This is a genomic window from Janibacter anophelis NBRC 107843 (assembly GCF_001570945.1).
GTDB classification, from domain to species: Bacteria; Actinomycetota; Actinomycetes; order Actinomycetales; family Dermatophilaceae; genus Janibacter; species Janibacter anophelis.
The window spans coordinates 1-22,846 of the sequence record NZ_BCSQ01000051.1 but is presented as its reverse complement, the minus strand read 5'-3'; the positions used below and the strand labels follow the sequence as shown (position 1 = coordinate 22,846).

The window sequence follows — 22,846 nt, the reverse complement described above, 5'->3', positions numbered from 1 at the left end:
GGCTCGTCGAGCCACTGGGCGAACTCGGCGCGCCACCCCGAGAGCCGTTGGTGCCAGCGCGGATTGGTCGCCATGACGTCCCCGGGGCAGCGGGGGTGCCCAGCAGCCTCCAGCCCGGCGACGACCTGCTCGGCGAGGGCCGCGACGTAGTCCTCGGCGCCCTCCGGCGCGTCGTCGGCGATGATCACCGCGTGGTCCTGGTCGCTGCCGAGCGCCTGCTCGTGGCGGGCCCGTGACCCGAGGACCATCCAGCACATCCGGGGCGCCGGCCCCATCCCGCGGGCCGCGAGGTCCTCGTGGGCGAGGGCGATGAGCCGGCGCTCGACCGCGTCGCCGACCGACGTGACGACCCGGGTGATGTCGTCGGCGCTCACGTCCTGCTCGAGCAGCTGCTGCACGAGCCTCGGTGTCCGGGCGGCGAAGTCGACCACGCCGGCGACATCGGTCTGTTTCGCGACGTCGCCGACGATGTGCACGGCGCTCACCCGCTCGAGGCGCATGAGGTCCGTCGTCGTCACCACGCCCACCGGTGCGCCGCCCTCGACCACCGGCAGGTGGTGCACATTGGCCTCGGTCATCGTGAGCAGCAGCTCGAGCGCCGAGGCGTCGGCCGGCGCCACGACCGGGTCACTCGTCATCACGTCGCTCACGGGCTGCCTGGGGTCGACGCCGGCGGCGAGGACCCGACGGCGCAGGTCGCGGTCAGTGAGGATGCCCACGAGTCGCTCGCCCTCGACGACCAGCAGGCTGGAGACCCCTTCGTCGGTCATGGTCCGCGCGGCCTGCGCGATCTCCGCGTCCGCGCCCACGGTGACCGGCGCCCGGTGCGCCAGGTCGCGCGCTGACGTGCGCAGGATCGGCTCGCCGTGCCGGCTCGTCGCGACGGCCGTGGCGGCCGCGCGCAGGAGCCCGGTGCGTTCCCCTTCGAAGTGCTCGGCGAAGACCTCGTGCTCCCGCCGCAGTTCGTGGAAGACCTCGGCGGGCAGGTGCAGGGCGAGCGTGTCCTCGATGGCGACGACGTCGAAGCGGGACGGGTTGCGGCCCACGAGGGTCGTCGAGCCACAGGCCGAGCCCTCCGCGCCGCGGAAGACGAGCCGGCCCTCCGCGTCATGCGTCTCGATGGCACCGGACCGGATGACCATGAGCTCGTCGTTGTCCCGGCCGACCGTCATCAGGTGGCTGCCGCGCCGGTGGTAGCGGACCGTCAGCCGGCCGGCCAGGTCACGCCGGACCCGGTCGGGCAGCGCGTCGAAGGGGGCGTGCAGCGCCAGGAAGTCGACGACCTCCGTCAGCTCGGTCTCGGCCATGCCCCATGGTGGCAGGCCCGTACGGCCCGCGGTCAGGCCTGGTCGGTCAGGGATCCGCGCACCAGGCTGTCACCAGAGTGCTCTGGCTGGTCGTCGTAGGCCTCGTGCGAGATGTCGACGACCACGTAGCCCTGGTCCAGCAGGTCCTGGGTGATGGGGAAGGACTCCGCAGCCTGCGAGCCGTCGAGGACGCCTACCGAGACCATCCGCTTGCCGTCACGGTTGATCAACCAGACCTCGGCGTAGCCATCAGGGACCGTGACCTCCGCGGCGGAGACCTCCAGCGAGACCCTGCCCTCGCGCTGCTCGACCGTGGCGACGCCCCGCGACTCGCCGGTGTCGAGGGTGTCCAGCTCGGCCGAAGCGATCGTGCGCTGATCCGGTTCACCCAGACGGTCGGCCAGCTGGCTGCCACCCACCCCGACGAGCAGGCCGGCGATGCACGCCGCGGCCAGCCATGTCACGGCAGGTCGACGCCCGGTGCGGCCGTACCCGCGAGCGGCTCGACCGTCACCACGCCCGGTTGGGGACTGGATCCCCTGGGAGTCCGCAGCCGCGCCCTCGGACGATGCCGGGTCGACCTCTCCGGCGTCATCGATCTCCGCCCGGATCCGCGACCACGTCGTGGACGGGGGTGGGGTGAGCGTGGTGGTCGCCGCCTCACGGGTCACCGCGACGGTGTGCACGTATGACTCCAGGCCTTGACGGCACTGGTCGCAGTCGTCGACGTGCTGGCTCTCCTGTGGCGACGCGGACTCGCCCAGCGCGAGGTCGATCAGACGGTCCTCCGAGAGGTGGTCATCGGGGACGGGCACGAGACGGGTCATCGGTTCACCTCCTCGAGGTGCTTGCGCAGGTGGGTCAAACCTCTCCTGACATGGCTCTTGACGGTGCCGAGCGGCAGCTGGAGCGTCTGGGCGATGTCCTCGTGGCGTCGGTCCTCGATCACCGCCATGCGGATGATCGTGGCCCGTGGGTCCCCGAGGGCCTGCAGGGCGTCAGCGAGGTACACCTGCTCCACCACGTCCTGGGCTGCCGTGACCGATGGACCCTCCTCCTGGGCGAAGGCCCGCTCGTCACGCGAGCGACGAGCGCGGGCGGCGTGCAGGTCGGCGCACCGTCTCCGGGTCACTGTGGCCAACCAGCCACCCAACGAGCCGTTGCCCGGATCGAGGGAGGCGCGGCCCTTCCACAACGCCACGAAGACCTGCTGAGTGATGTCCTCGGCCTCGTGGTGCTCTCCGACCGACCGCTGGGCGATGGTGTGCACCAGCGCGCCGAACCGTTGGTAGGCCTCGGCGAGGGCTGACTCGTCCCCGTCGACCAGTCGGCGCATCAGGTCCTCACCCATGGCCGCCTGCACGGGATCACCGGTCACGCGAGTCACTATAGGTCGGCCTCAACCATCGACCCGCGATGCGACCGCGACGACATTGTCCTCGTAGCTGCGAGTCCGTGGGTCGTAGTCACCGCCACAGGTGACGATGTGCAGGCGGGCAGGGCCGGTGCGGTCGAAGAGCGCGTCGACGTCGAGCGCGTCCTTCGCGTGGTGGTCCACGCGCCGGATCTCGTAGGTCACCAGGTCGTCACCGACGGTGACCGTCACCCGATCACCTCGTTGCACCTCGTCCAAGCGGGACAACGGACCGACCTGACCCGCCGTGTCCGTGTGCGCCGAGATGACGCTGGCTCCCGAGGCCGACCCCGGCGCCGGGCCGAAGCGGTACCAGCCAGCCGTCCCGGGGTCCTCGGGGATCACCATGAGTCGACCGCCGTCCACACCGACCGGGACCACGGGCAGCTCCGCTCCCAGGGACGGGATCTCCAGACGCGAGGGCGGTGTCGCCTCGGACGTGGGCTGCCCGAGCGCTGCCGACCTCGTCCGCGGACCGGACGAGGACGCCCCCGACGCAGAGGCCGGCGTCGACGCCTGGCGCGTCGGGCTCGACCACGACGGCTGCGACGGGCCCGACCCTGCCGACCCCGAGGGCGCGAGCGCCTCCCGGGTGTCGGCAGGGTCGGTCAATCTCGACGGGGAGGTGAGGCCGTCGGTGACGACGAATCCGCCGCCTCCGGCGAGCACCGCGGCGATGGCAACCATCGCCAGCCTCTTCCTGTCGAGATCCATGCGCCGCCTCACGTCAGTCGCGCACCGGGGACACGCGACGGGTCATGAGCAGCACGGCACCTCCGGCGAGCACGGCGGCGGCACCGGCAGCACCCATGGCGGCGTACGAGCCGGTGTCGGCCTGGCCGCCGGTACCGCTCGGCACCCCACCCGGGGAGCTGTGCAGGCCGGAGATCTCCTGGACCGCGAGGTCGAGGTTGTCGTCCTCGGCCGAGCCCCACGCGTAGACGATGGTGTTGGTGCCCTCCTTGAGGGTGACGTCGGCGGGCCCGATGGCGACGTCGTCGGTGCCGGCGAGGACGACGTCCGCCGAGATCGTGCCGGCGGCGAGGTCGGTCTTGCCCTCCTTCGGGTTCGTCACGTCGGCGAAGGCCACCTCGCCGTTGGCGCGGACGTCCACGGCCGGAGCCGCCGCCGTGTGACGCACCGTCAGCCGCGCCTGGCCCGGCTCGGTGGCGGACACGTCGTTGGCGAAGGGGGTGAGGACCGGGTTGCCGTCGGCGTCCAGGTGGGCCGCGACGGTGATGTTGGTGCCGGCCTCGACCGCGACGTCCTGTGCCTCGATGACGGCGTCGCCGTCGGCTCCGGCACCGGCCGCGGTGACCTTGAGGTCGTACTCCCCGGCGGGCAGGGGCATCGGGTCGGTGATCGTCCCCGGCTCGAAGTCCTCGAGGAGGACGTCGCCGTTGGCGTACACATCGACCGTGGCCTCCGGCACCCCGTGGAGGATGCTGACCGTGGCGTCACCCTCGGCGGCGAAGGACGGGGCGCTCAGGACGGTGACGAATCCCGTCGACAGGGCGGCGATGGCGATGGGGCGGGTGAGTCGCATGGCGTTGCTCCTGGTGTGTGGGACGGACGCCTCCTGACGTCCTGCCCCTACTTCGGCCACCACCCGTCGCAGGGATGCACCTCGGCACAACTTTTTTTCGTGACCCGCTGGACGTGTGCGCGGCGAACCTGTGAGTCGCCAGGAGGAGGCTGGTCAGGCCGAGTGCGTCATCCGCCCACCGACGAAGGTCGCGAGCACCCGCGTCTGCCGCAGCCGCGCCGCCTGCTCCGTGGTGCCGGACAGCCCTGCGGGACAAGGGTCCTCGTCGACGAGCACGATGTCAGCCGGTCCGCCGACGGCGATCTCGGTGACGCCGTCGGTCGAGGCGTCCAGGGCCTCGCGGGGGGTGAGCGCCTGCTCCGGGGCCCACGGCTCGCGCTCGTCGGCGCTGCGGTGGACGGCGGCCGACATCGCCAGCCACGGGTCGAGCGGGGAGACCGGCGCATCCGACCCCAGTCGAAGGGGGATCCCCGCCTGCGTCATCGACCGCAGGGCGAAGCACCGCTCCAGCCGGTCGGGCCACAGGGCCTCGGTCGAGTCACGGTCGTCGAGCAGGTGCGCGGGTTGGACGCTCGCGACCAGCCCCAGGTCGGCGAAGCGCTGCAGCGCCTCCATCCGCACGAGCTGCGCGTGCTCGATGGTGCCGCGGGCGCCGCTCGCCTCGTAGGCGTCCAGCGCGTCGAGGAGGGCGGCGTCACCGATGGCGTGGACCGCTCCCTCGAGGCCGTGGGCGTGCGCCCGGGCGAGCAGTGCGGTGAGCTCCTCGGGGTCGACATTGCGCTTGCCGCGCGGGTCGCCCAGGTCGTCGTCGGTGACGAAGGGCTCGCAGCACCATGCCGTGCGCGTGTTGAGCGAGCCGTCGGTGATGACCTTGAGCGGGCCCATCGTCACCAGGCCGGTCCCGTCGAGCACGTCGCCGGTGCGCACGCCCGCCGCGATCGCGCCCTCGAGCCCCTCCGGGTAGGTGCTGGTGCGCACCCGCAGCAGGTCGAGCCCGGCCGCGGTCCGTCGCGGCCACTCCAGTCGCCCGGTCTCGAACTCCAGGTCGGTGACGCCGACGACTCCCGCGGCCGCCGCCCTTCGCATCGCCTGGTCCAGGCTGGCGCGCACGACGGCCGGGTCCTCCGGCAGGTCCGCCATCCGCTGGTAGATCGGGAACCACTCGTCCTCGTCGAGGTGCCCCTCGTGCACCGGCAGACCGAGCGCGCGGAAGGCGGCGCTGCTCAGCCAGCCGGCGTGGCAGTCGCCGCTGATGAGGATGACGGGACGCTCCCCCACGACCGCGTCGAGCTCGGCGGTGCTCGGCAGCCGGTCCCAGCCCGCGACCCGCCAGCCGAAGCCCTGCACGACCGTGCCCGGCGCGGGCCGCTCCGCGGCGAGGTGTCGCGCGACCCGGGCGACGACCTCGTCCGGGCTCTCGGTGTCGGCGACGTCCACCCTTCGCGCCATCGCGGCCCACTGGCCGAAGTGCACGTGGGCATCCCACAGCCCCGGGATCGCCAGCGCTCCGCCGGCGTCGTGGAGCTCCGCGTCGAAGGGGGTCAGTCCCCGCCCGATCTCGGCGACGAGACCGTCGCGGAGGCGGATGTCGACGGGGTCGTCGCCGGGTCGCAGCCGGGCGCCGGTGAGCAGCGCGTGGGGGGCGAAGGGGGACATGCTCGGCAGCCTACGTCCGCCACCTCCCTCGGCGACTACTGTCGGTGGCCATGCACCTGCTCGTCGTCGCCGCCATCGCGGCCGAGGCCGCCCACGTCCCCGACGACGTCGAGGTCCTCATCACCGGCGTCGGCAAGTCGCTCGCCGCCGTCCAGGTCACCCGCGCGATCTGCGAGCACCCGCACCGCGAGGACCTCGTCGTCGTCAACATCGGCACCGCGGGCGCGCTGCGCCCCGAGGTGACTGGCCTGCACGAGATCGGCACGGTCCTCAACCACGACCTCTCCGCCGAGCCGATCCGCCGGCTCGGGATCGACCCGCGCGAGCGCCTCACCCTCGAGGGTGGGCACGGGACGGTGCTGGCGAGCGGGGACCTCTTCGTCACCGAGCCGGCCGTGCGCGACCGGCTCGCCGAGGAGGCGCACCTCGTCGACATGGAGGGCTACGCGATCGCCCTCGCCTGCCAGGAGCTCGGGGTGCCGGTGCACCTGGTCAAGATCGTCAGCGACAACGCCGACGAGACCGCGCACGACTGGTCGGCGGCCGTCGACGGGTGTGCGCGCGAGCTCGCGGGGTGGCTGGCCGACTTCGCCGGGTGATGGGAATGGTTCTCGACCCGGCGGGGTTGACGACCACATGATGACGCGCAACGACACCCTCTACGGCTTCGAGCGGTACGAGCGCGCGAAGGCGGCCTTCGACGACGCCCGCTACACCGACGCGGCGCGCGAGCTCGAGGACTTCTTCACCGATCTGGCCGCGGCCCGCACCGAGCACAGCAGCGACACCTACGCCGACGACCCGGTCGGCCACGGCACCGCCGAGGCGCACCTGCTGCTGGCTCGCGCGTACTTCCACTCCGCGCAGTTCGCCCGCGCCGAGTCGGCCTGCCGCGAGGTGCTCCACGAGGCGCCGGACGACCCCTACGCCCACCTGCTCCTCGGCCGCACCCTCCAGCGGGCCGGGCGCCACGACGAGGCGCGTGGCCCCCTTCGCCTCGCCGAGCTGCTCGGTGACTACACGCCGCCCTCCGGCCCGGGCACCGACGTGGCGGACGAGGGCTTCTGACCCTGCCGACGACGAAGGGGAGGAGAGACGACGCGTCTCTCCTCCCCTTCGCGCTGGGTGGTTGTCAGCTGCGGTCGCGCAACATGTCGAAGATCGCGTCCACCTTGGCGGCGACCACGACCAGGCCGTAGACGAAGAGCAGGACCGACAGGCAGGCGCCGACGCCCAACCACGTGGATGCCTGTCCCTCCATCGCGAGCGACCCGACGCCGCAGACGACTGCGCCCACGAAGCCAACGAGCATCCACGGCAACGGGTCGACGGCCGCCAGGCCGGTGACGACCGGCTCCCTGCGCTCTCCCTGCTCGGTCATGGTCAGCCGGCGCTCGGGTGCGTCATGTCCGCCGGGACGACCCAGGCGTCGAAGTCCTCACCACTGATGTCCCCGGAGGCCACGGCCGCCTCCCGCAGGCTCGTGCCCTCCTTGTGCGCCTTCTTGGCGATCGCCGCCGCCTTGTCGTAGCCGATGTGCCGGTTGAGCGCCGTGACCACCATGAGGTTGCGCTCGAGGTTGCCCTCGATGACCTCGGTGACCGGCTCGATGCCGACCGCGCAGTTGGTGTCGAAGGAGACGCACGAGTCGGCGATCAGACGGATCGACTCGAGCACCGCGTGGGCCATGACCGGCTTGTAGACGTTGAGCTGGAAGTTGCCCTGGCTGCCGGCGAACCCGACCGTCGCGTCGTTGCCGAAGACGCGCGTGGCGACCATCGTCATCGCCTCGGCCTGGGTCGGGTTGACCTTGCCCGGCATGATCGAGGAGCCCGGCTCGTTCTCCGGGATGGCCAGCTCGCCGATGCCGTTGCGCGGGCCGGAGGCGTACCAGCGCACGTCGTTGGCGATCTTCATCAGCGCGCCGGCGAGGGTGCGCAGTGACCCGCTCACCTCGACGAGCGCGTCGTGCGCGGAGAGGGCGGCGAAGAGGTTGGGGGCCTGGACGAACTCGTGGCCGGTCTCGGCAGAGATCTTGGCCGCGCAGAGCGTGCCGAACTCGGGGTGGGCGTTGAGGCCGGTGCCCACCGCGGTGCCGCCGATGGCCAGCTCGCGGGCGCGCTCGTCGGCGTGCTTGACCGCGTCGAGGGCGAAGTCGATCTGCGCGACCCAGCCGTCGATGACCTGGCCGAGCGTCACCGGGGTGGCGTCCTGCAGGTGCGTGCGGCCGACCATGACGACGTCGGCGTACTCCGTGGCCTTGGCGGCGAGGGTTTCGCGCAGCTGCGTGACGGCCGGGTAGAGGCGCTCGTTGAGGTCCAGGACGATCGCGATGTGCATCGCCGTGGGGAAGGTGTCATTGCTCGACTGACCACGGTTGACGTGGTCGTTGGGGTGGACCGGCGCCTTGGAGCCCATCTCGCCGCCGGCGATCTCGATGCCGCGGTTGGAGATGACCTCGTTGGAGTTCATGTTGGACTGCGTGCCCGAGCCGGTCTGGAAGACCACCAGCGGGAAGTGCTCGTCGAGGTCCCCCTTGATCACCTCGTCCGCCGCCTGCGTGATCAGGTCGGCGACGTCCTGCGGCAGCTCGCCGAGCTCCGCATTGGCCAGGGCGGTCGACTTCTTGAGCACGCCGAGCGCGCGGATCATGGAGCGACCCCACACGAAGGTGTCGCGACCGATGTCGAAGTTGCCGAGCGAGCGCTGCGTCTGCGCGCCCCAGTACTTGTCCGCGGGCACCTCGATGGTGCCCATGCTGTCCTTCTCCGCACGCGTCTGAGTCATGGGGACAACGCTACTCGGCACCGCCCTTCGCCCTGCCACCTGCCCGACCGCGCACTGCCCGACGGCACTGCCATCTCTCGACATCAAGACTCTGCATTGCCGTAGGGCAATGCACAGGTCGTCCTCAGGTGAGGTCCGTCAGCAGCCGGGTCCCGACGCCCCGCGCCTCCAGCCCGGCGAGCGCGGCGTCGAGGTCGGGTGCGACGACGATGTCGTCGAGGCTCGCCCGCGACATGAACCCCGCCTCCCCGAGACCGCGAAGGGAGTCCAGCAGCGGCGTCCAGAAGCCTCCGGCGTCGAGGAAGCCGACCGGCTTGTCGAGCAGCCCGATCTGCCGCCACGTCCAGACCTCGAAGATCTCCTCGAGCGTGCCCATCCCGCCCGGCAGCGCGAGGAAGGCGCTCGTCAGGTCGGCCATGAGCGCCTTGCGCTCGTGCATCGTCTCGACGACGTGGACCTCGGTGAGGTCGTCACGGCCCCACTCCCGCTCGATCATGAAGGTGGGGATGACGCCGACGACCTCACCCCCTTCGTCCAACGCGCCTTGGGCGAGGGCGCCCATGAGGCCGCCACCGCCCGCGCCGTAGACGACCCCGATCCCGCGTCGGGCGAGGTCGCGCCCGACGGAGTGGGCCAGCTCGACCCACTTCGGGTCGTGGCCGGGGGTCGATCCGCAAAAGACCGTCAGTCGCTCGATCACGGCTTCGACCCTATGCGTGCGCCCAGCGGCGCCGGGCACTTCGACTCACCGGGCGACGAGTCGTCGCAGCGCGAGGGACGCGATCGGGGCGTACGGGAGCGCCAGCAGTCGCGGCGCCGCGATCTCGACCCACGCGCTGCTGCCCTCCGGGCGCGCGTCGACCCCGTGCCGCATGCGCACCGCGACCGGCCCGATCCTCGGGCGCCACGCCCAGCGCCTCGCCACCTCGTCCACCGCCTCCACGACGAAGGGGACGCCCAGCCCGAGCGGTCCGCGCACCGTCCCCTCGCCGCCGGCCCGGATCCGCCCCGGCGGATGGTCCACTCCCCTGATCTGCGGCGCCCACCCGGACCAGAGCCCGGGGGTGGTGTAGCGCAGCCACACCTCGTCGACGTCCGCGGGCCCGGTGGCCTCCACACGAAGGGGGCGACGGGCCTTCATCGCCGCGCGCGAGTGCGAGAGGTCATGGGTCGACGATACGGGTCTCGAGGCTCGCGCCCGGGGGCGCTCACACCTCGACCAGCGTGGGCTGAGGTGCGTAGGCCGTGCGCGGCCGAAGCCTCGAAGCCCCGGGGACGTGGTTGTCTGTGCGACATGCAACGGCGCTGGTACCTGCTCGTCACGCTGACCCTGGCCAACATCGTCAACTTCTACGACCGGACGATCCCGGCAGTCATCGTCGAGCCGCTCAAGGACGAGTTCGGGTTGAGCGACACCCTCATCGGGGTGCTCGGTGGGTCCTTCACCGTCGTCTACGCGATCGCCGGGGTGCTCCTCGGACGCCTGGCCGACCGGGTCCCGCGCCGCTACGTCATGGCTGGCGGGCTGGTCGTGTGGAGCCTGTTCACGGGCGCGAGCGGCTTCGTCCAGGGCTTCCTCTTCCTCTTCCTCTTCCGTCTCGGCGTCGGGATCGGCGAGGCGAGCTACGGACCGGCGTCCAACGCGCTGCTCATCGACGCCTACGAGCCGAAGCGGCGCAGCCGCGCCATCAGCATCGTCTCGCTCGGCATCCCCATCGGGCTCCTCCTCGCCTTCCTCACCGTCGGTGTGATCGTCGAGTCGACCGGGACCTGGCGGGCCCCCTTCGTCATCGCGGCGGTGCCCGGACTCCTGCTCGCGGTCGCCATGCTCTTCGTCAAGGAACCTCCCCGCGGTGCCTCCGACACCGTCGAGCTGCACACCGCCGACGAGCAGACCCATCCGTACCGCGCGGTGCTGCGGATCCGCACGATCATCTGGCTGATGGTCGCCGGCATCGGGCTGCAGATCCCGACCTACGGCGTCGCGACCTTCATCGTCCCGCTGCTGCAGCGCTACTTCGGACTGTCGATCGGCACGGCTTCGATCGGGGCCGGCGCGATCCTGGGTCTCGCGGGCATCGTCGGCCTCCTCGTCGGCGGGCGCCTCGCCGACCGCGCCGCGGACCGGCACCCCTCCGGTCGCCTCGTCGTCCCGGCGATCGGCTTCGCCGCCGCCATCCCGCTCACCGTCGCGGCCCTGCTCCTGGGCTCGGGCAGCGCGGCGCTCTTCGTCGTGCTCTTCGCCATCGGGTGGACGGGCACCCAGTTCCTCTCTGCCGCAGCGTCGCCCGCGATCGCCGACGTCACCCCGCCGACCATGCGGGCGACCGCGATCGCGGTGTACTTCGCGTCCTTCAACCTCGTCGGCGCGACGATCGGACCGATCCTCGTCGGGGCCCTGTCGGACGCCCTCGCCACCCCGGTCGGCGGGCTGAGTGCCGAAGCCGTCGGGCTGCACCGGGCCCTGCTCGCCATCGTGCCGATCGGCCTGGTCATCGCCGTCCTCGGCTCCTGGCGGGCCAGTCGCGCACTCCCCGCCGACCGCGAGGCGATGACGACCTTCGCCCCCGGTTCCTGAGGAGCGAGGCCGCCCGCGGCCGAGCGTCTCGAAGGGCAGGGACCAGGCCCGGTCACCCCCGCAGCGTGACCACGGCCAGCAGGCGGGTGAGCCGCGCGGCCATCTCCTGCGCGGAGTGATCCTCGTGGTCCTGCCACCAGGCCACCGCCGCCTCGACGATCGACTCCCAGATGTGGTCGAGCAGGTCGTGGTCGAGGGGGTCCGCGAGGCCGGCCGCCTCGAGCACGTCGCGCGTGCCGACGGTGCCCATCGTGTGCAGCTGCTCCCGATAGCCGGCCGCCAGCACGGCCGCGGGCGAACCCTCGGGCAGGGTGTCGTCCTTGATGAGCGCCCAGGCGTGCCGGTGCTGCGCCATCGCGCCGAAGATCGCGGTGAAGGTCTCCTGCGCGCGCTGCCCAGGGTCGTCCGCCGTCTGCGCGGCGGCGATCGAGTCGATGAGCGACGGGCCGACCTCCTCGAGGCAGGCGAACGCGAGGTCGGCCTTCGAGCCGAAGACGTTGTGCACCATCGCCTTGGACACCCCGGCCCGCTCGGCGACGTCGGCCATGGCGACGCCGGCGTAGCCGTGCCGTCCCAGCTCCTCGACGGCGTGGCCGAGGAGCTGCTGCCTGCGCTCGGCGCGGGCGACGCCCTTCGTCCCGATCGTGCTCACCCGACCTCCTCCGTGGTCCGGGACATCTTGTCACCGGCCAGAACTGACTCTATGGTCAGTTCATCCCCTGACGCGGCGAAGGAGCCTCGACATGCAGCGACCCGACCTCACCGTCCTCGCGATCCCGGCCTTCATCGGGGCGATGGGAGCGGAGTTGTGGTGGCAGCGTCGGCACCCCGCCGCGCCCGGCGAGGACCGCGCGGGCGACTACGAGCTCAACGACACCATCGCCAGCCTGAGCATGGGTATCGGCAGCCTCGTCGCCCCCTTCGTCACGGGTCCGCTGCTGCGTCGCCTCACCCCCGGCAGTGCGAAGGGGGGCGCTGCCCTCCTCGCCGTCGGCGCCGCCGCGGGCGCGGCCACGACCATCGGCGACGTGCTGCGCCGCCGGCGCACCAACGGCGGGACGCTCCCGTTGGCCGGCACCCTGCCCTCCGACGAGCCGGCACCCGTCACCGTGCGCTCGCGGGTGGACGCCCTCGGCCTGCTGACCGCAGGCTCCGCCGTCGCCGCGGTCGCCTCGACCGCCGTCGCCGCCGCGACCGTCTGGACCGCGCAGACCTCGGCCACGCGACTGGCGCGGTTTGCCCCCTTCGGACTGCGGACGGGTGCTGCGAGCTACCTGCTCGGTATCGCCGCCTGGGACTTCATCTACTACTGGAACCACCGCCTGGCGCACGAGTCCCGCTGGCTGTGGGCGGTGCACGTCGTCCACCACAGCAGCGAGCGCTACAACCTCTCGACCGCGCTGCGCCAGCCGGTCGCCGAGGGCGTCACCATGGCCGTGCCCTACGGCCTGCTCGCCCTGCTCGGCGTGCCGCCGCGCTACATCGAGGACGCGCGTGCGATCAACCTCATCTACCAGTTCTGGATCCACACCGAGGCGGTCCGCTCGATCGGTTGGTTGGAAAAGGTGCTCAACACCCCGAGCCACCACCGCGCCCACCACGGCAGCCAGCGGCAGTACCTCGACATCAACCACGGCTCGATCCTCATCGTGTGGGACAAGCTCTTCGGCACCTTCGAGCCGGAGGTCGAACGCGTGCGCTACGGGCTGACCCGCAACATCGACACGTTCAACCTCGGCGCGATCGCCACCCACGAGTGGCGCGACATCGCCGCGGACATCGCGACGGCCCCGACGTGGTCGGACCGCTTCGGGTTCCTGCTGCGCGGGCCGGGCTGGGCCTACGAGCGGCGCGATGAGCTGGCCCCTGCGGCCCTCGAGCCGGTGTCGGAGCCGGTCGCGGGCTGAGTCATCCGTTGTGACTCGCGGGTACGACGTCATGTCGTCGCGAGCACCGGGGTGACAACCCCGGAATTCCGGGGTTCTCCAGCGCAGCTACATCCGTAGTGCACGTCGTACCCGCGAGTCACGAGCCGGGCCGACGGCCGCCGAGCGCGTCGCGGCTCAGTAGTACACGGCGAGCGGCCCGTTGGGCCCCTCGATCACCTGCACCTCGGTGTCGAAGACCCGCGTGAGCACCTCGCCGGTCATGATCTCCTCGGGCGCGCCGAACTCGACGACCCGCCCGTCCTTGACCGCGCAGATCCGGTCGGAGTAGTGCCCGGCGAAGTTGATGTCGTGCAGGACGACGATGACCGTGCGACCGAGCTCGCTCGCGGCCCGGCGCAGCATCTGCATCATGTGCACCGAGTGCTGCATGTCGAGGTTGTTGAGCGGCTCGTCGAGCAGCACGTAGTCGGTGTCCTGGCACAGGACCATCGCGACGTAGGCGCGCTGGCGCTGCCCGCCGGAGAGCTGGTCGAGGTAGCGGCCCTCGAGGTGGGTCAGGTCGAGGAAGTCGATGGAGCGGGAGATGACCTCCTCGTCCTCGACGGTCAGCCGCCCCTGCGAGTGCGGGAAGCGCCCGAAGCCGACGAGCTGGCGCACGGTCAGTCGCGTGATGAAGTGGTTCTCCTGGCGCAGGATCGAGATGATCTTGGCCAGGTCCTTGGACTTCGTGCTCGACACGTCGAAGCCGGCGACCTCGATGGTCCCCTCGTCGAGGTCGAGGAGGCGACCGATCATCGTCAGCAGCGTCGACTTGCCGGCGCCGTTGGGCCCGACGAGCGCGGTGACGCCACCCGCGGGGATCTCGAGGTCGACCGGGCCGATCGTCACCTCGCTGCCGTAGGTCTTGCGGACATCGGTCAGGGTGATCACAGGCGCCCCTTGCGGAGGATGACGAGGAGGAAGACCGAGCCCCCGACGAGCTCGATGATGATCGAGACCACGCCCTCGGCGTAGAAGACGTGCTTCATGACGACGTAGGCGCCGGCGAGCACGACGAAGCCGGTGAGCACCGCCACGGGGAAGATCCGTCGGTGGTCGTAGGTGTCGGCGAACTGGTACGCGAGCGTCGCGACGAGGAACCCGAGGAAGGTCATCGGCCCGACGAGCGCGGTCGAGACGGCCATGAGGATCGAGACGAGGAAGAGCGTCGTCATCAGCTCACGGCGGTGGTCGAGCCCGAGGTTGCTCGCGGCGTCGCGTCCGAGGGCGACGACGTTGAGCCGCTGCGAGCGCCACCACAGCAGGCCGGCCGCGCCGATGCACAGCGGGATCGCGACCGGGAAGTACTGCGGGTCGGCATTGGCCATCGACCCGAACATCCGCGCGGTGAGCACGTCGAACTCGCTCGGTGTGAGCATCCGCCGCATGAAGGAGGAGACCGAGGCGAGCCCACCGCCGATGACGATGCCGATGAGCAGCATGACCTGCACGTTGGCGTAGCGCCCGGACAGCAGCCAGCCGTAGAGCGCGAGCGAGAGCCCGACCATGACCGCGACCTGCAGGACGAACTGCGGGACCCCGGTGAGCAGCCCGAGCCCGGCGACGCCGAGGAAGTACACGGCCGCCGTCTGCACCGCGACGTAGAGCGCCTCGAAGCCCATGATCGACGGCGTGATGATCCGGTTGGTCGTCACCGTCTGGAAGCTCACCGTCGCGATCGCCTGGCACACCGCGACGACGGCCATCGCGATGAGCGAGGTGGCACGCAGCTCGGCGATCAACCAGAAGCCCTCGGTGCCCACCGGCATCGGGTTGTCCCAGGCGAGGTGGGCGAAGCCGAAGCCCACGGCGAGCGCGACGAGGACGCCGAGGGTGATCCGGTAGCGCCGGCGCGCCGCAGGAGAGGGAAGGGGGCCCGACTCGCGTCCCACGGTGGTCACCACGGGGGACTCGATCGGCGGGGTGGTCCGCGACTGCACGGGCGCCTCAGCCACGGCGACGCTGCCTCAGGAGGAGGCCGACGAAGACGACCGCGCCGACGATGCCGAGGATGAGCGAGACGGGCACCTCGAAGGGGGCGATGATCGTGCGCCCGACGAGGTCGCAGACGGTGACGATGGCGATGCCGAGCAGGCAGACCCACGGCAGGTTGCTGCGCAGGTCGTCGCCGCGCCACATCGAGACGACGTTGGGGACGATGAGCCCGAGGAAGGGCAGGTTGCCGACGACGACGGTGACGACCCCGGTCGCGACGGCGACGAGGACCGTGCCGATGAGGACGACCTGGTTGTAGTTGAGCCCGACATTCGTCGAGATCTCCTCGCCGAGGCCGGCGACGGTGAAGCGGTCCGCGACGACGAAGATCGCGATCGCGACGAGGGCGACGATCCACAGCACCTCGTACTGGCCGCGCAGGACCGAGGTGAAGCTGCCGGCGAACCAGATCCCGAGGTTCTGCAGCATGTCGGTCTGCAGCGCGATGAAGGTCGAGACGGACCCGACGACGGCGCCGAGCATGATCCCCACGATCGGGACGATGAGCGAGGACCGGAGGGTCACCCTTCGCAGGAAGAGGAAGAAGACCATCGTGCCGATGAAGGCCGCGATGATCGCCCCGATCATCCGCTCGAGGAGGCTGGCCCCGGGGAAGAGGATCATCACGGCGAGCAGGCCCAGGCCCGCCCACTCGGTCGTGCCGGTCGTCGTCGGCTCGACGAAGCGGTTCTGCGTCAGCAGCTGCATGACCAGGCCCGACATCGCCATCGCGGCGCCGGCGAGGACGAGCGCGACGGTCCGCGGGATGCGGGTGATGGCGAACATCTCGCCGCCCCGGTCGCCGTCGAAGATGTCGTACACCCCGGTGAGCAGCGACACGACGAGGAGCCCGCCCACGGCGAGGATGCCGAGGGCGAGCTTCGCGTCGAGGAGGCGCCCCTTGGAAGCGACGCGCTCAGCGGTCGTGGTCGTCAGCTCTTGTCCTCGAGAGCGTCGGCGAAGTCGCCGAAGAACTCGGTGTACGTCTGGATGCCCTCGTTGGTGTAGGTGTCGGCGGGCATGTAGACGACCTGGCCCTTCTCGACCGCGGTCACCTTCTCGAGCGCCTCGGAGCCCTCGAGCAGCTGCTTGGCGGGCGTGTAGCCCTCCTCCTCGGCGGCGATGGCGGCGTCGCGGTCCATGACGAGGATCCAGTCGGGGTCGGACTTCGCGATGGCCTCGACGGAGACCTCGTCACCCTTGTCGCCGTCGCTGGCGCCCTCGACCTCGAGCGCCGGCTCGAGCCCGAAGAGGTCGAAGACCGGTCCGAGGGTGCGGCCCACGGTCGGGGCGATGTAGCCGATCTCGCCGCCGGAGGTGTTGATCGCCATGACGGTGTCGCCGGGCTCGTAGGCCTCCTTGACCCGGGCGATCTCGGCGTCGAGCTCCTCGCCGAGCTTCGCGGCCTCGTCCTGCTTGCCGAAGACCTCGCCGAGGACGTCGGTCGCGCGCTTGAGCTCGGCGTCGATCGGCTCGCCCTCGCGCGGGTCGAGGTTGAGGAAGGCGGCGTCGGGCGCCAGCTCCTTGAGCTTGGCCTCGTGGTCGGTGTAGCGCTGGCCGTTGATCACCAGGTCGGGCTTGACGGCGACGATGGCCTCGAGGTTGGGCTCGCGGTGGCTGCCGAGGTCGACGATCGACTCGTCCTTGGTGTAGTCGATCGTCGAGGGCATGAGCGTGACCGCGCCGGCGGAGAGCTTGACGTCCCAGTCGGAGAGCGTCTCGAAGGTCCGGTTGTCGGTGGCGACGACGGAGGTGGGGTTCCCGGGGACCTGCTGGGTGCCGTTGTTGTCCTCCACCTCGATGGTCGCGCCGGAGGCTCCGGCCGAGTCGGCGCTGGAGTCACCACCACAGGCGGACAGGGCGATGGCCAAGCCACCGACGAGGGCGAGGGAGCGGGTTCGCGTCAGCACGAAGGGGGGTCCTTCCGGTGGCGTGCGGCCCGGACGGCCACAACGAGGGGTTGAGACTGAGGCTAGCCTCACCAAACTCTGGTGCCGCAAGGGGGTCCCACTCTGCGGAACGCACGCTCCACCCTTCGCCCTCGCCAGCCCCCTACGTCCTCGCCAGCCCCCTTCGTCCCGCCCGACCGAACGCGCATCCGCCCGGGCGAATGCAACCTCTCGACATCAAGCCTTTGCATTTCCCCGGGGAAATGCGCGCCCCCGCGCGCATCCGCCCGGGGAGATGCGCGTCTAGGGGGTCAGTCGATCGACTGCCGCAACACCGCCGCGAGCCGGTCGAGCACCTGCTCGTCGCCGTCGGTCTCGACGAGGTGGGCGGGGCCGCGGTGCCAGAGCCACAGGTCGAGGTCCTGCGCGCTCGCCCGGACGCTCGCGTCGGCCCCCACGTGCCCGTGGGCCGCGACGTCGAGCACGTGCACGTCGTCCTCGTCGACGTCGACCTGCTTGCCCGGGTCGTGCCCGGTGAACCGGCCCATCGCCACGAGCACGCGGCGCCCCACGTCGGTGGCGTGCACGAGCACCCGCGTCCCGTCGTCGGCGAAGTGACCCCACGACGGCACCCCGCCGTACATCACCTCCAGGCACTCGGCGACGCCATCGGCGGCCAGCTGCGGATCGAGCGGGGTCGGCGCCCCGACAGTCAGCTCGGCGTCGACGCGGTGGATCAGCGCCTCATGGGCCTGCCGACGCAGCGTGAACCCAACGGTGTGCAGCCGCGGGTCGCTCGCCCACGACCACGCCGCCTCGGCCGGGTCGGCATTGCGCAGGCGCAGCAGGAGGTCCTCGTGGGCCTGGTCGAGCACGGCGAGCAGCTCGTCGCGGGAGTGCGGCCGGGTCGGCTCGACGTACGCCTCGGGCGCCTCGGGGCGGTGCGCTATGACCCACGCCCAGAAGTGCTGCACGTCACCGCCCAGGTGCCACAGCAGGTCGTCACCGCTCCACTGCGGGCAGGTCGGTACGCGCGCACCGGGGTCGGCGACCTCGAGGCACTCGCGCAAGCGCGCCGTCTCCCGCGCGATCGCCTCGAGGTAGACCTCGGGCGCCAGCCAGTGCTCGGTCACGTCGGCTCTCATGGGGCGACTCTTCCCCCCTTCGCCCCGGCCGGCAAGGCGATTGTCGGTGGGCCGGGGCACGATGGAGGGCGTGACGACGACCGTCTTCTTCCACGCCCATCCCGACGACGAGGCCAGCGGGACCGCCGGCTCGATGATCCTCACCTCCGACGCCGGTCACCGGGTGGTCGTCGTCTACGCGACCCACGGCGAGCACGGCACCGTCCCCGACGACCTGGGCGAAGGGGGGACCCTAGCCGACCATCGTCGGAGCGAGGCCGAGGCGTCGGCCCGGGTGACGGGCACCGCCCGCGTGGCCTGGCTCGGGTACGCCGACTCCGGCATGACCGGGTGGGAGCAGAACGGTCACGAGACCTCCTTCCACTCCGCCGACCTCGACGAGGCCGCCGGCCGGCTGGCCCGCATCCTCGACGAGGAGGACGCGGACGTCCTCGTCGGCTACGACTGGCACGGCGGCTACGGCCACCCCGACCACGTCAAGGTGCACCACGTCGCCCACCGCGCCGCCGAGCTCGCGGCCCGACGCCCCCGGGTGCTGGAGGGCACGATGAACCGGGACCGCCTGCGCGACCAGCTCGCCGCGGCGCGGGAGATGGGCATCGACCCCGGCTTCGGCGCCGACGACCCGATGGACGACGGCAACCCGATGGGCCTGCCGCAGAGCGAGATCCACCACGCCGTCGACGTCACCTCCGTCATCGACCGCAAGCGCGCGGCCCTGGCCTGCCACGCCTCGCAGGAGGACGTGCAGCAGATGCTCGCCATGCCCACCGACATGTACGCGCAGGCCTTCGGCGTCGAGTACTACGCGGAGCCCGGCCGGCCCGAGGGGATGGTGAGCGGTCTCCCCTTCGTCTGAGTCGAAGGGGGGAACCGCGGTTCCCGACGGGCGAACGCAGGGTAGGCAGGCCTCACCGCGATGCCCTACCGTCGCGCCATGGGCAAGAAGGTCAAGATCGGCAAGGTCAAGGTCAAGGAGAAGTGCTGCGTCAGCAAGAAGCGCTGCAGCTCCTGCCCGATCCGGCTGCTCAAGGAGGGCCGCCTGCCCGACGGGTACGCCGTCCACAAGCGCAAGCTCGTCACCCTCGAGACGAAGCAGAAGCTGCGCAAGGCCGCGTAGGACCTGCCCTGAGGCGCGAGGCCGTCCGCGGCCGAGCCTCGAAGGGCTGCCTCGCCTCACTGGAACCGTTCCAGACACGGGTCTAGCGTTGACGCCATGAGCACCTCGTCCTTCGCTGCCCAGCTGACCACCCAGATCGGTGAGGAGTTCGCCGCGCACCAGCAGTACCTCGCGGTCGCGGCCCACTACGAGTCGCTGACCCTGCCTCAGCTCGCGGGATTCTTCTACCGCCAGGCGCGCGAGGAGAGCGGCCACGCGAAGATGATGGTCCAGTACCTGCTCGACACCGACCAGCCCGTGCGCATCCCGTCGGTGGCCGAGCCGGTCAACGACTTCGACGGGATCATCGCCCCGGTCGAGCTCGCCGTGGCGCAAGAGAAGAGGGTCACCGAGCAGATCCACGGCCTGACCCGTACGGCGCGCGAGGAGAACGACTTCGCCGCCGAGCAGTTCATGCAGTGGTTCATCAAGGAGCAGGTCGAGGAGGTCGCGACGATGCAGGACCTGCTCGCCGTTGTCCGCCGCAGCGAGGACGACCTCAACGCCATCGAGGCCTACGTCGAGCGCGACCTCGCCGCCGCCGGCCCCGACACGACCGCTCCCAAGCAGGCAGGCGAGTAGTCGCGCGTTCGACTAGGCCTCGTCGGTGGCGCACCTCGGCCACGTATCCTCGGAGCCCGTGAACGACTCCCCACACGACGGCTCCGAGGCCACCGACGTCGCCGGCGTCGATCCCGACGACCTGGCCACCACCCTTCGCGTCCTGGGGATGCTGCACGAGCTGCCGCCGGGCCACGACGACATCACGGCGGTCAAGCGAGCGACGAGCTCGATGTACAACCGGGTGAAGAAGGCGCGCCGCCGCGCCGCCCGCCAGGCCGAGCGCGGCCCCAAGATCGCCCACGACCAGGCGATCCTCGACCAGACGGCGACCGGCTCGCCGCTGCGCATCGACGACGAGACGAAGGGGATCCCGCTCGCCGCGACGAGCGAGAGCCGCTTCGTCGGGGAGCTGCAGATCCCCCGGGGCTGCTACATCTGCCACGCCGACTACACGCTCGTCGACGCCTTCTACCACTGGCTCTGCCCGGACTGCGCGGCGCTGAGCCACACCCGCCGCGACCAGGGCACCGACCTGCGCGGCCGCCGCGCACTGCTCACCGGCGGTCGGGCGAAGATCGGGATGTACATCGCCCTGCGCCTGCTGCGCGACGGCGCCGACCTGACGATCACGACGCGGTTCCCGCGCGATGCGGCCCGGCGCTTCGCCGAGCTCGCGGACTCGCCCGAGTGGATCGACCGCCTGCACATCGTGGGGATCGACCTGCGCGACCCGACCCAGGTCGTCGCGCTCGCCGACGAGGTCGCCGCGGGTGGGCCACTCGACATCCTCATCAATAACGCCTGCCAAACGGTGCGCCGCTCCCCCGGTGCCTACTCCCACCTCGTCGACGGCGAGTCCCAGCCGCTGCCGAGCGAGGGGCCGCTGCCGCAGATCACGACCTTCGACCGAGTGAGCGAGGCGCACCCTGCCGCGCTCATCGGCACGCTCGACCAGCACCCCGTGCCGCACGAGGACGGTGAGGTGGCCGCTCGGTCCGCCGCCGACCTCACCCGGCTCGCCCTGTCCGCCGGCCACGCCTCGCTCGAGGCGCACCTCGCGGGCACGGCCGTCGACGCCGGCGGGCTGCTGCCCGACGTCGTGACGACGAACTCGTGGAAGCAGACCGTCGACGAGGTCGACCCCCTCGAGCTGCTCGAGGTGCAGATGTGCAACTCCGTCGCCCCCTTCCTCCTCGTCTCCCGACTGCGGCCGGCGATGCGGGCCGCGGTGGAGCGGCGCCGGGAGGCCGTCGCCGACCGCGCCCGTGCGTACGTCGTCAACGTCTCCGCGATGGAGGGGCAGTTCTCCCGGCGCTACAAGGGCGCGGGACACCCGCACACCAACATGGCCAAGGCCGCGCTCAACATGCTGACGCGCACCTCGGCCGGCGAGATGTACGACACCGACCGCATCCTCATGACCGCTGTCGACACCGGCTGGATCACCGACGAGCGCCCCCACCACGAAAAGCTCGAGATCGCCGCGCAGGGCTGGCACGCCCCGCTCGACCTCGTCGACGGCGCCGCCCGGGTATACGACCCGATCGTCCGCGGCGAGCGCGGTGAGGACCTGTACGGGGTCTTCCTGAAGAACTTCGAGCCGTACGCCTGGTAGGTCTCTGCCGGCCCGAGCTCGGACCTCGACCAGCGTTCGGCGGCAGCGCAGTTCGGATCTCCCACGGCACCACGAAAGGGGCTACGGTGGGCTAGGTCACATCTGCGACGGACGGAGCGGCGACGATGGCACCGAAGGACTCGACCTTCTTGGGCTGGCCCGTGCTGCGCCAGCTCGCATCCGGAGACTTCCTCGGACGTGGCCACGCGGTCACCTCGCGCAGGACCCGTGAGGTCGAGGCGCGCACCACGACCGCCGACCGTGTCGTGCAGAGCGTGTGCCCCTACTGCGCCGTCGGCTGCGGCCAGCGCGTCTTCGTCAAGGACGACAAGGTCGTCCAGATCGAGGGTGACCCGGACTCGCCGGTGAGCCGTGGACGGTTGTGCCCCAAGGGCGCCGCGAGCGAACAGCTGGTCAACTCACCGTCGCGCCAGACCCACGTGCTCTACCGGGCGCCGGGTGCCGCGGAGTTCCAGCGGATCGAGCTCGACGAGGCGATCGACATGGTCGCCGACCGCTACCTGGAGGCCCGCGCCAACAAGTGGCAAGAGGTCGATGACCACGGTCGTCGACTGCGCCGCACGATGGGCATCGCCTCGCTCGGGGGAGCCACCCTCGACAACGAGGAGAACTACCTCATGAAGAAGCTGTACACGGCGTCCGGGGCGATACAGATCGAGAACCAAGCACGTATTTGACACAGCTCCACGGTTCCCAGTCTGGGATCCTCCTTCGGCCGCGGTGGCGCCACGCAGTACCTGCAGGACATGGCCAACGCGGACTGCGTCATCATCCAGGGCTCCAACATGGCCGAGTGCCACCCGGTGGGGTTCCAGTGGGTCTCCGAGGCCAAGGCCCGGGGCGCGCGGATCATCCACATCGACCCGCGCTTCACCCGCACCTCGGCGATCGCTGACACGCACGCCGCGATCCGGGCGGGCACCGACGTCGTCCTCCTCGGCGCGCTCATCAACCACGTGCTGAGCAAGGACCTGTACTTCCACGACTACGTCCTCGCCTACACCAACGCCGCGACCCTCGTCAGCGAGGACTTCGTCGACACCGAGGACCTCGACGGCGTCTTCTCCGGCTACGACCCGGAGACCGGCACCTACGACATGTCCTCGTGGGGGTACGCCGAGCGTGAGGACCCCACGGACGAAGGGGGCGACACCGCACCCTCCGCAGGTGGTGGCGATGACGCACCCAGCGCCGACGACGAGGTCGGCGGCCCGAGCGGCGGGCACGAGCACGGCGCGAGCC

The 22,846-nt window shown here is 71.2% G+C and carries 25 protein-coding genes; 9 read left to right on the top strand and 16 right to left on the bottom strand.

The window, feature by feature from the left end:
• The 6 genes from JAN01S_RS12940 to JAN01S_RS12915 form a co-directional block, all read right to left on the bottom strand.
• The coding region (locus JAN01S_RS12940) for a DUF294 nucleotidyltransferase-like domain-containing protein (protein ID WP_068318948.1) at positions 1-1,307 on the bottom strand (1,307 nt) is incomplete at its 3' end.
• A 32-nt stretch (positions 1,308-1,339) separates the two neighbouring features.
• The gene (locus tag JAN01S_RS12935; RefSeq protein ID WP_068318946.1) at positions 1,340-2,134 is read right to left on the bottom strand and encodes an anti-sigma factor; all 795 of its coding nucleotides are present in this window, start codon (positions 2,132-2,134) and stop codon (positions 1,340-1,342) included.
• Entirely contained in the window at positions 2,131-2,685 is a 555-nt protein-coding gene (locus tag JAN01S_RS12930) for an RNA polymerase sigma factor (RefSeq protein WP_244884843.1), read from the bottom strand. The genes JAN01S_RS12935 and JAN01S_RS12930 overlap by 4 nt, the downstream gene beginning before the upstream one ends.
• Positions 2,686-2,706: 21 nt before the next feature.
• A complete protein-coding gene (locus JAN01S_RS12925; RefSeq protein WP_157075740.1) occupies positions 2,707-3,435 on the bottom strand; it encodes a class F sortase in 729 nt (242 codons plus the stop codon).
• Between the two features lie 13 nt (positions 3,436-3,448).
• On the bottom strand, positions 3,449-4,267 hold the full coding sequence (locus JAN01S_RS12920; RefSeq protein WP_068318942.1) for a DUF4397 domain-containing protein: 819 nt from the start codon (positions 4,265-4,267) through the stop codon (positions 3,449-3,451).
• Between the two features lie 153 nt (positions 4,268-4,420).
• A complete protein-coding gene (locus JAN01S_RS12915; protein ID WP_068318940.1) occupies positions 4,421-5,923 on the bottom strand; it encodes an amidohydrolase in 1,503 nt (500 codons plus the stop codon).
• Positions 5,924-5,973: 50 nt separating this feature from the next.
• On the opposite strand from JAN01S_RS12915, the gene JAN01S_RS12910 reads away from it, so the two are divergent.
• Together JAN01S_RS12910 and JAN01S_RS12905 are read left to right on the top strand one after the other, a co-directional pair.
• Positions 5,974-6,522 (top strand): nucleosidase, encoded by a 549-nt coding sequence (locus JAN01S_RS12910; protein ID WP_068318953.1) that lies wholly within the window; start codon positions 5,974-5,976, stop codon positions 6,520-6,522.
• Between the two features lie 40 nt (positions 6,523-6,562).
• Complete coding sequence (locus JAN01S_RS12905; RefSeq protein ID WP_174522295.1) at positions 6,563-6,991, top strand: tetratricopeptide repeat protein; 429 nt, start codon at positions 6,563-6,565, stop codon at positions 6,989-6,991.
• Between the two features lie 64 nt (positions 6,992-7,055).
• On the opposite strand, the gene JAN01S_RS12900 is transcribed toward JAN01S_RS12905, so the two are convergent.
• From JAN01S_RS12900 to JAN01S_RS12885, 4 genes are all read right to left on the bottom strand, one after another.
• Positions 7,056-7,304 (bottom strand): hypothetical protein, encoded by a 249-nt coding sequence (locus JAN01S_RS12900; RefSeq protein ID WP_068318935.1) that lies wholly within the window; start codon positions 7,302-7,304, stop codon positions 7,056-7,058.
• Positions 7,305-7,306: 2 nt separating this feature from the next.
• Complete coding sequence (gene fumC, locus JAN01S_RS12895; RefSeq protein WP_068318933.1) at positions 7,307-8,710, bottom strand: class II fumarate hydratase; 1,404 nt, start codon at positions 8,708-8,710, stop codon at positions 7,307-7,309.
• Positions 8,711-8,834: 124 nt separating this feature from the next.
• A complete protein-coding gene (locus JAN01S_RS12890) occupies positions 8,835-9,410 on the bottom strand; it encodes an LOG family protein (protein WP_068318930.1) in 576 nt (191 codons plus the stop codon).
• A gap of 45 nt (positions 9,411-9,455) precedes the next feature.
• Positions 9,456-9,851, bottom strand: a complete 396-nt coding sequence (locus tag JAN01S_RS12885; RefSeq protein WP_068318928.1) for a hypothetical protein — start codon at positions 9,849-9,851, stop codon at positions 9,456-9,458.
• Between the two features lie 153 nt (positions 9,852-10,004).
• Between JAN01S_RS12885 and JAN01S_RS12880 the strand changes: the two genes are divergently transcribed.
• Positions 10,005-11,288: a spinster family MFS transporter gene (locus tag JAN01S_RS12880; protein ID WP_068318926.1), complete on the top strand. Its 1,284-nt coding sequence runs from the start codon at positions 10,005-10,007 to the stop codon at positions 11,286-11,288.
• A gap of 52 nt (positions 11,289-11,340) precedes the next feature.
• Here the strand turns inward: JAN01S_RS12880 and JAN01S_RS12875 are convergent, their stop codons facing one another.
• Entirely contained in the window at positions 11,341-11,940 is a 600-nt protein-coding gene (locus tag JAN01S_RS12875; RefSeq protein WP_068318924.1) for a TetR/AcrR family transcriptional regulator, read from the bottom strand.
• A 91-nt stretch (positions 11,941-12,031) separates the two neighbouring features.
• Here JAN01S_RS12875 and JAN01S_RS12870 point away from each other — a divergent pair, with 91 nt between their 5' ends.
• Complete coding sequence (locus JAN01S_RS12870; protein ID WP_068318922.1) at positions 12,032-13,195, top strand: sterol desaturase family protein; 1,164 nt, start codon at positions 12,032-12,034, stop codon at positions 13,193-13,195.
• A 156-nt stretch (positions 13,196-13,351) separates the two neighbouring features.
• On the opposite strand, the gene JAN01S_RS12865 is transcribed toward JAN01S_RS12870, so the two are convergent.
• The 5 genes from JAN01S_RS12865 to JAN01S_RS12845 all read right to left on the bottom strand — a co-directional run bounded on the left by JAN01S_RS12865 (position 13,352) and on the right by JAN01S_RS12845 (position 18,245).
• Positions 13,352-14,107: an iron ABC transporter ATP-binding protein gene (locus tag JAN01S_RS12865; protein ID WP_068318920.1), complete on the bottom strand. Its 756-nt coding sequence runs from the start codon at positions 14,105-14,107 to the stop codon at positions 13,352-13,354.
• Positions 14,104-15,171: an iron chelate uptake ABC transporter family permease subunit gene (locus JAN01S_RS12860; RefSeq protein ID WP_174522294.1), complete on the bottom strand. Its 1,068-nt coding sequence runs from the start codon at positions 15,169-15,171 to the stop codon at positions 14,104-14,106. The genes JAN01S_RS12865 and JAN01S_RS12860 overlap by 4 nt, the downstream gene beginning before the upstream one ends.
• On the bottom strand, positions 15,164-16,147 hold the full coding sequence (locus JAN01S_RS12855) for an ABC transporter permease (RefSeq protein WP_068318918.1): 984 nt from the start codon (positions 16,145-16,147) through the stop codon (positions 15,164-15,166). The genes JAN01S_RS12860 and JAN01S_RS12855 overlap by 8 nt, the downstream gene beginning before the upstream one ends.
• Positions 16,144-17,121, bottom strand: coding sequence for a siderophore ABC transporter substrate-binding protein (locus JAN01S_RS12850; RefSeq protein ID WP_068318916.1), 978 nt, complete (start codon positions 17,119-17,121; stop codon positions 16,144-16,146). The genes JAN01S_RS12855 and JAN01S_RS12850 overlap by 4 nt, the downstream gene beginning before the upstream one ends.
• A gap of 290 nt (positions 17,122-17,411) precedes the next feature.
• Positions 17,412-18,245, bottom strand: a complete 834-nt coding sequence (locus tag JAN01S_RS12845; RefSeq protein WP_084360236.1) for a maleylpyruvate isomerase family mycothiol-dependent enzyme — start codon at positions 18,243-18,245, stop codon at positions 17,412-17,414.
• A 61-nt stretch (positions 18,246-18,306) separates the two neighbouring features.
• Here JAN01S_RS12845 and JAN01S_RS12840 point away from each other — a divergent pair, with 61 nt between their 5' ends.
• The 5 genes from JAN01S_RS12840 to JAN01S_RS17595 all read left to right on the top strand — a co-directional run.
• A complete protein-coding gene (locus JAN01S_RS12840; protein WP_174522296.1) occupies positions 18,307-19,104 on the top strand; it encodes a PIG-L deacetylase family protein in 798 nt (265 codons plus the stop codon).
• Positions 19,105-19,182: 78 nt separating this feature from the next.
• Positions 19,183-19,365 carry a hypothetical protein gene (locus JAN01S_RS12835; protein WP_068318949.1) on the top strand — a complete coding sequence of 61 codons (183 nt, stop codon included), beginning with the start codon at positions 19,183-19,185 and terminating at the stop codon, positions 19,363-19,365.
• A 96-nt stretch (positions 19,366-19,461) separates the two neighbouring features.
• Complete coding sequence (locus JAN01S_RS12830) at positions 19,462-19,986, top strand: ferritin (protein WP_068318911.1); 525 nt, start codon at positions 19,462-19,464, stop codon at positions 19,984-19,986.
• Positions 19,987-20,044: 58 nt separating this feature from the next.
• Entirely contained in the window at positions 20,045-21,583 is a 1,539-nt protein-coding gene (locus tag JAN01S_RS12825) for an SDR family NAD(P)-dependent oxidoreductase (RefSeq protein WP_068318908.1), read from the top strand.
• A gap of 125 nt (positions 21,584-21,708) precedes the next feature.
• On the top strand, positions 21,709-22,846 hold a 1,138-nt coding region (locus tag JAN01S_RS17595), incomplete at its 3' end, for a molybdopterin-dependent oxidoreductase (protein ID WP_370670785.1).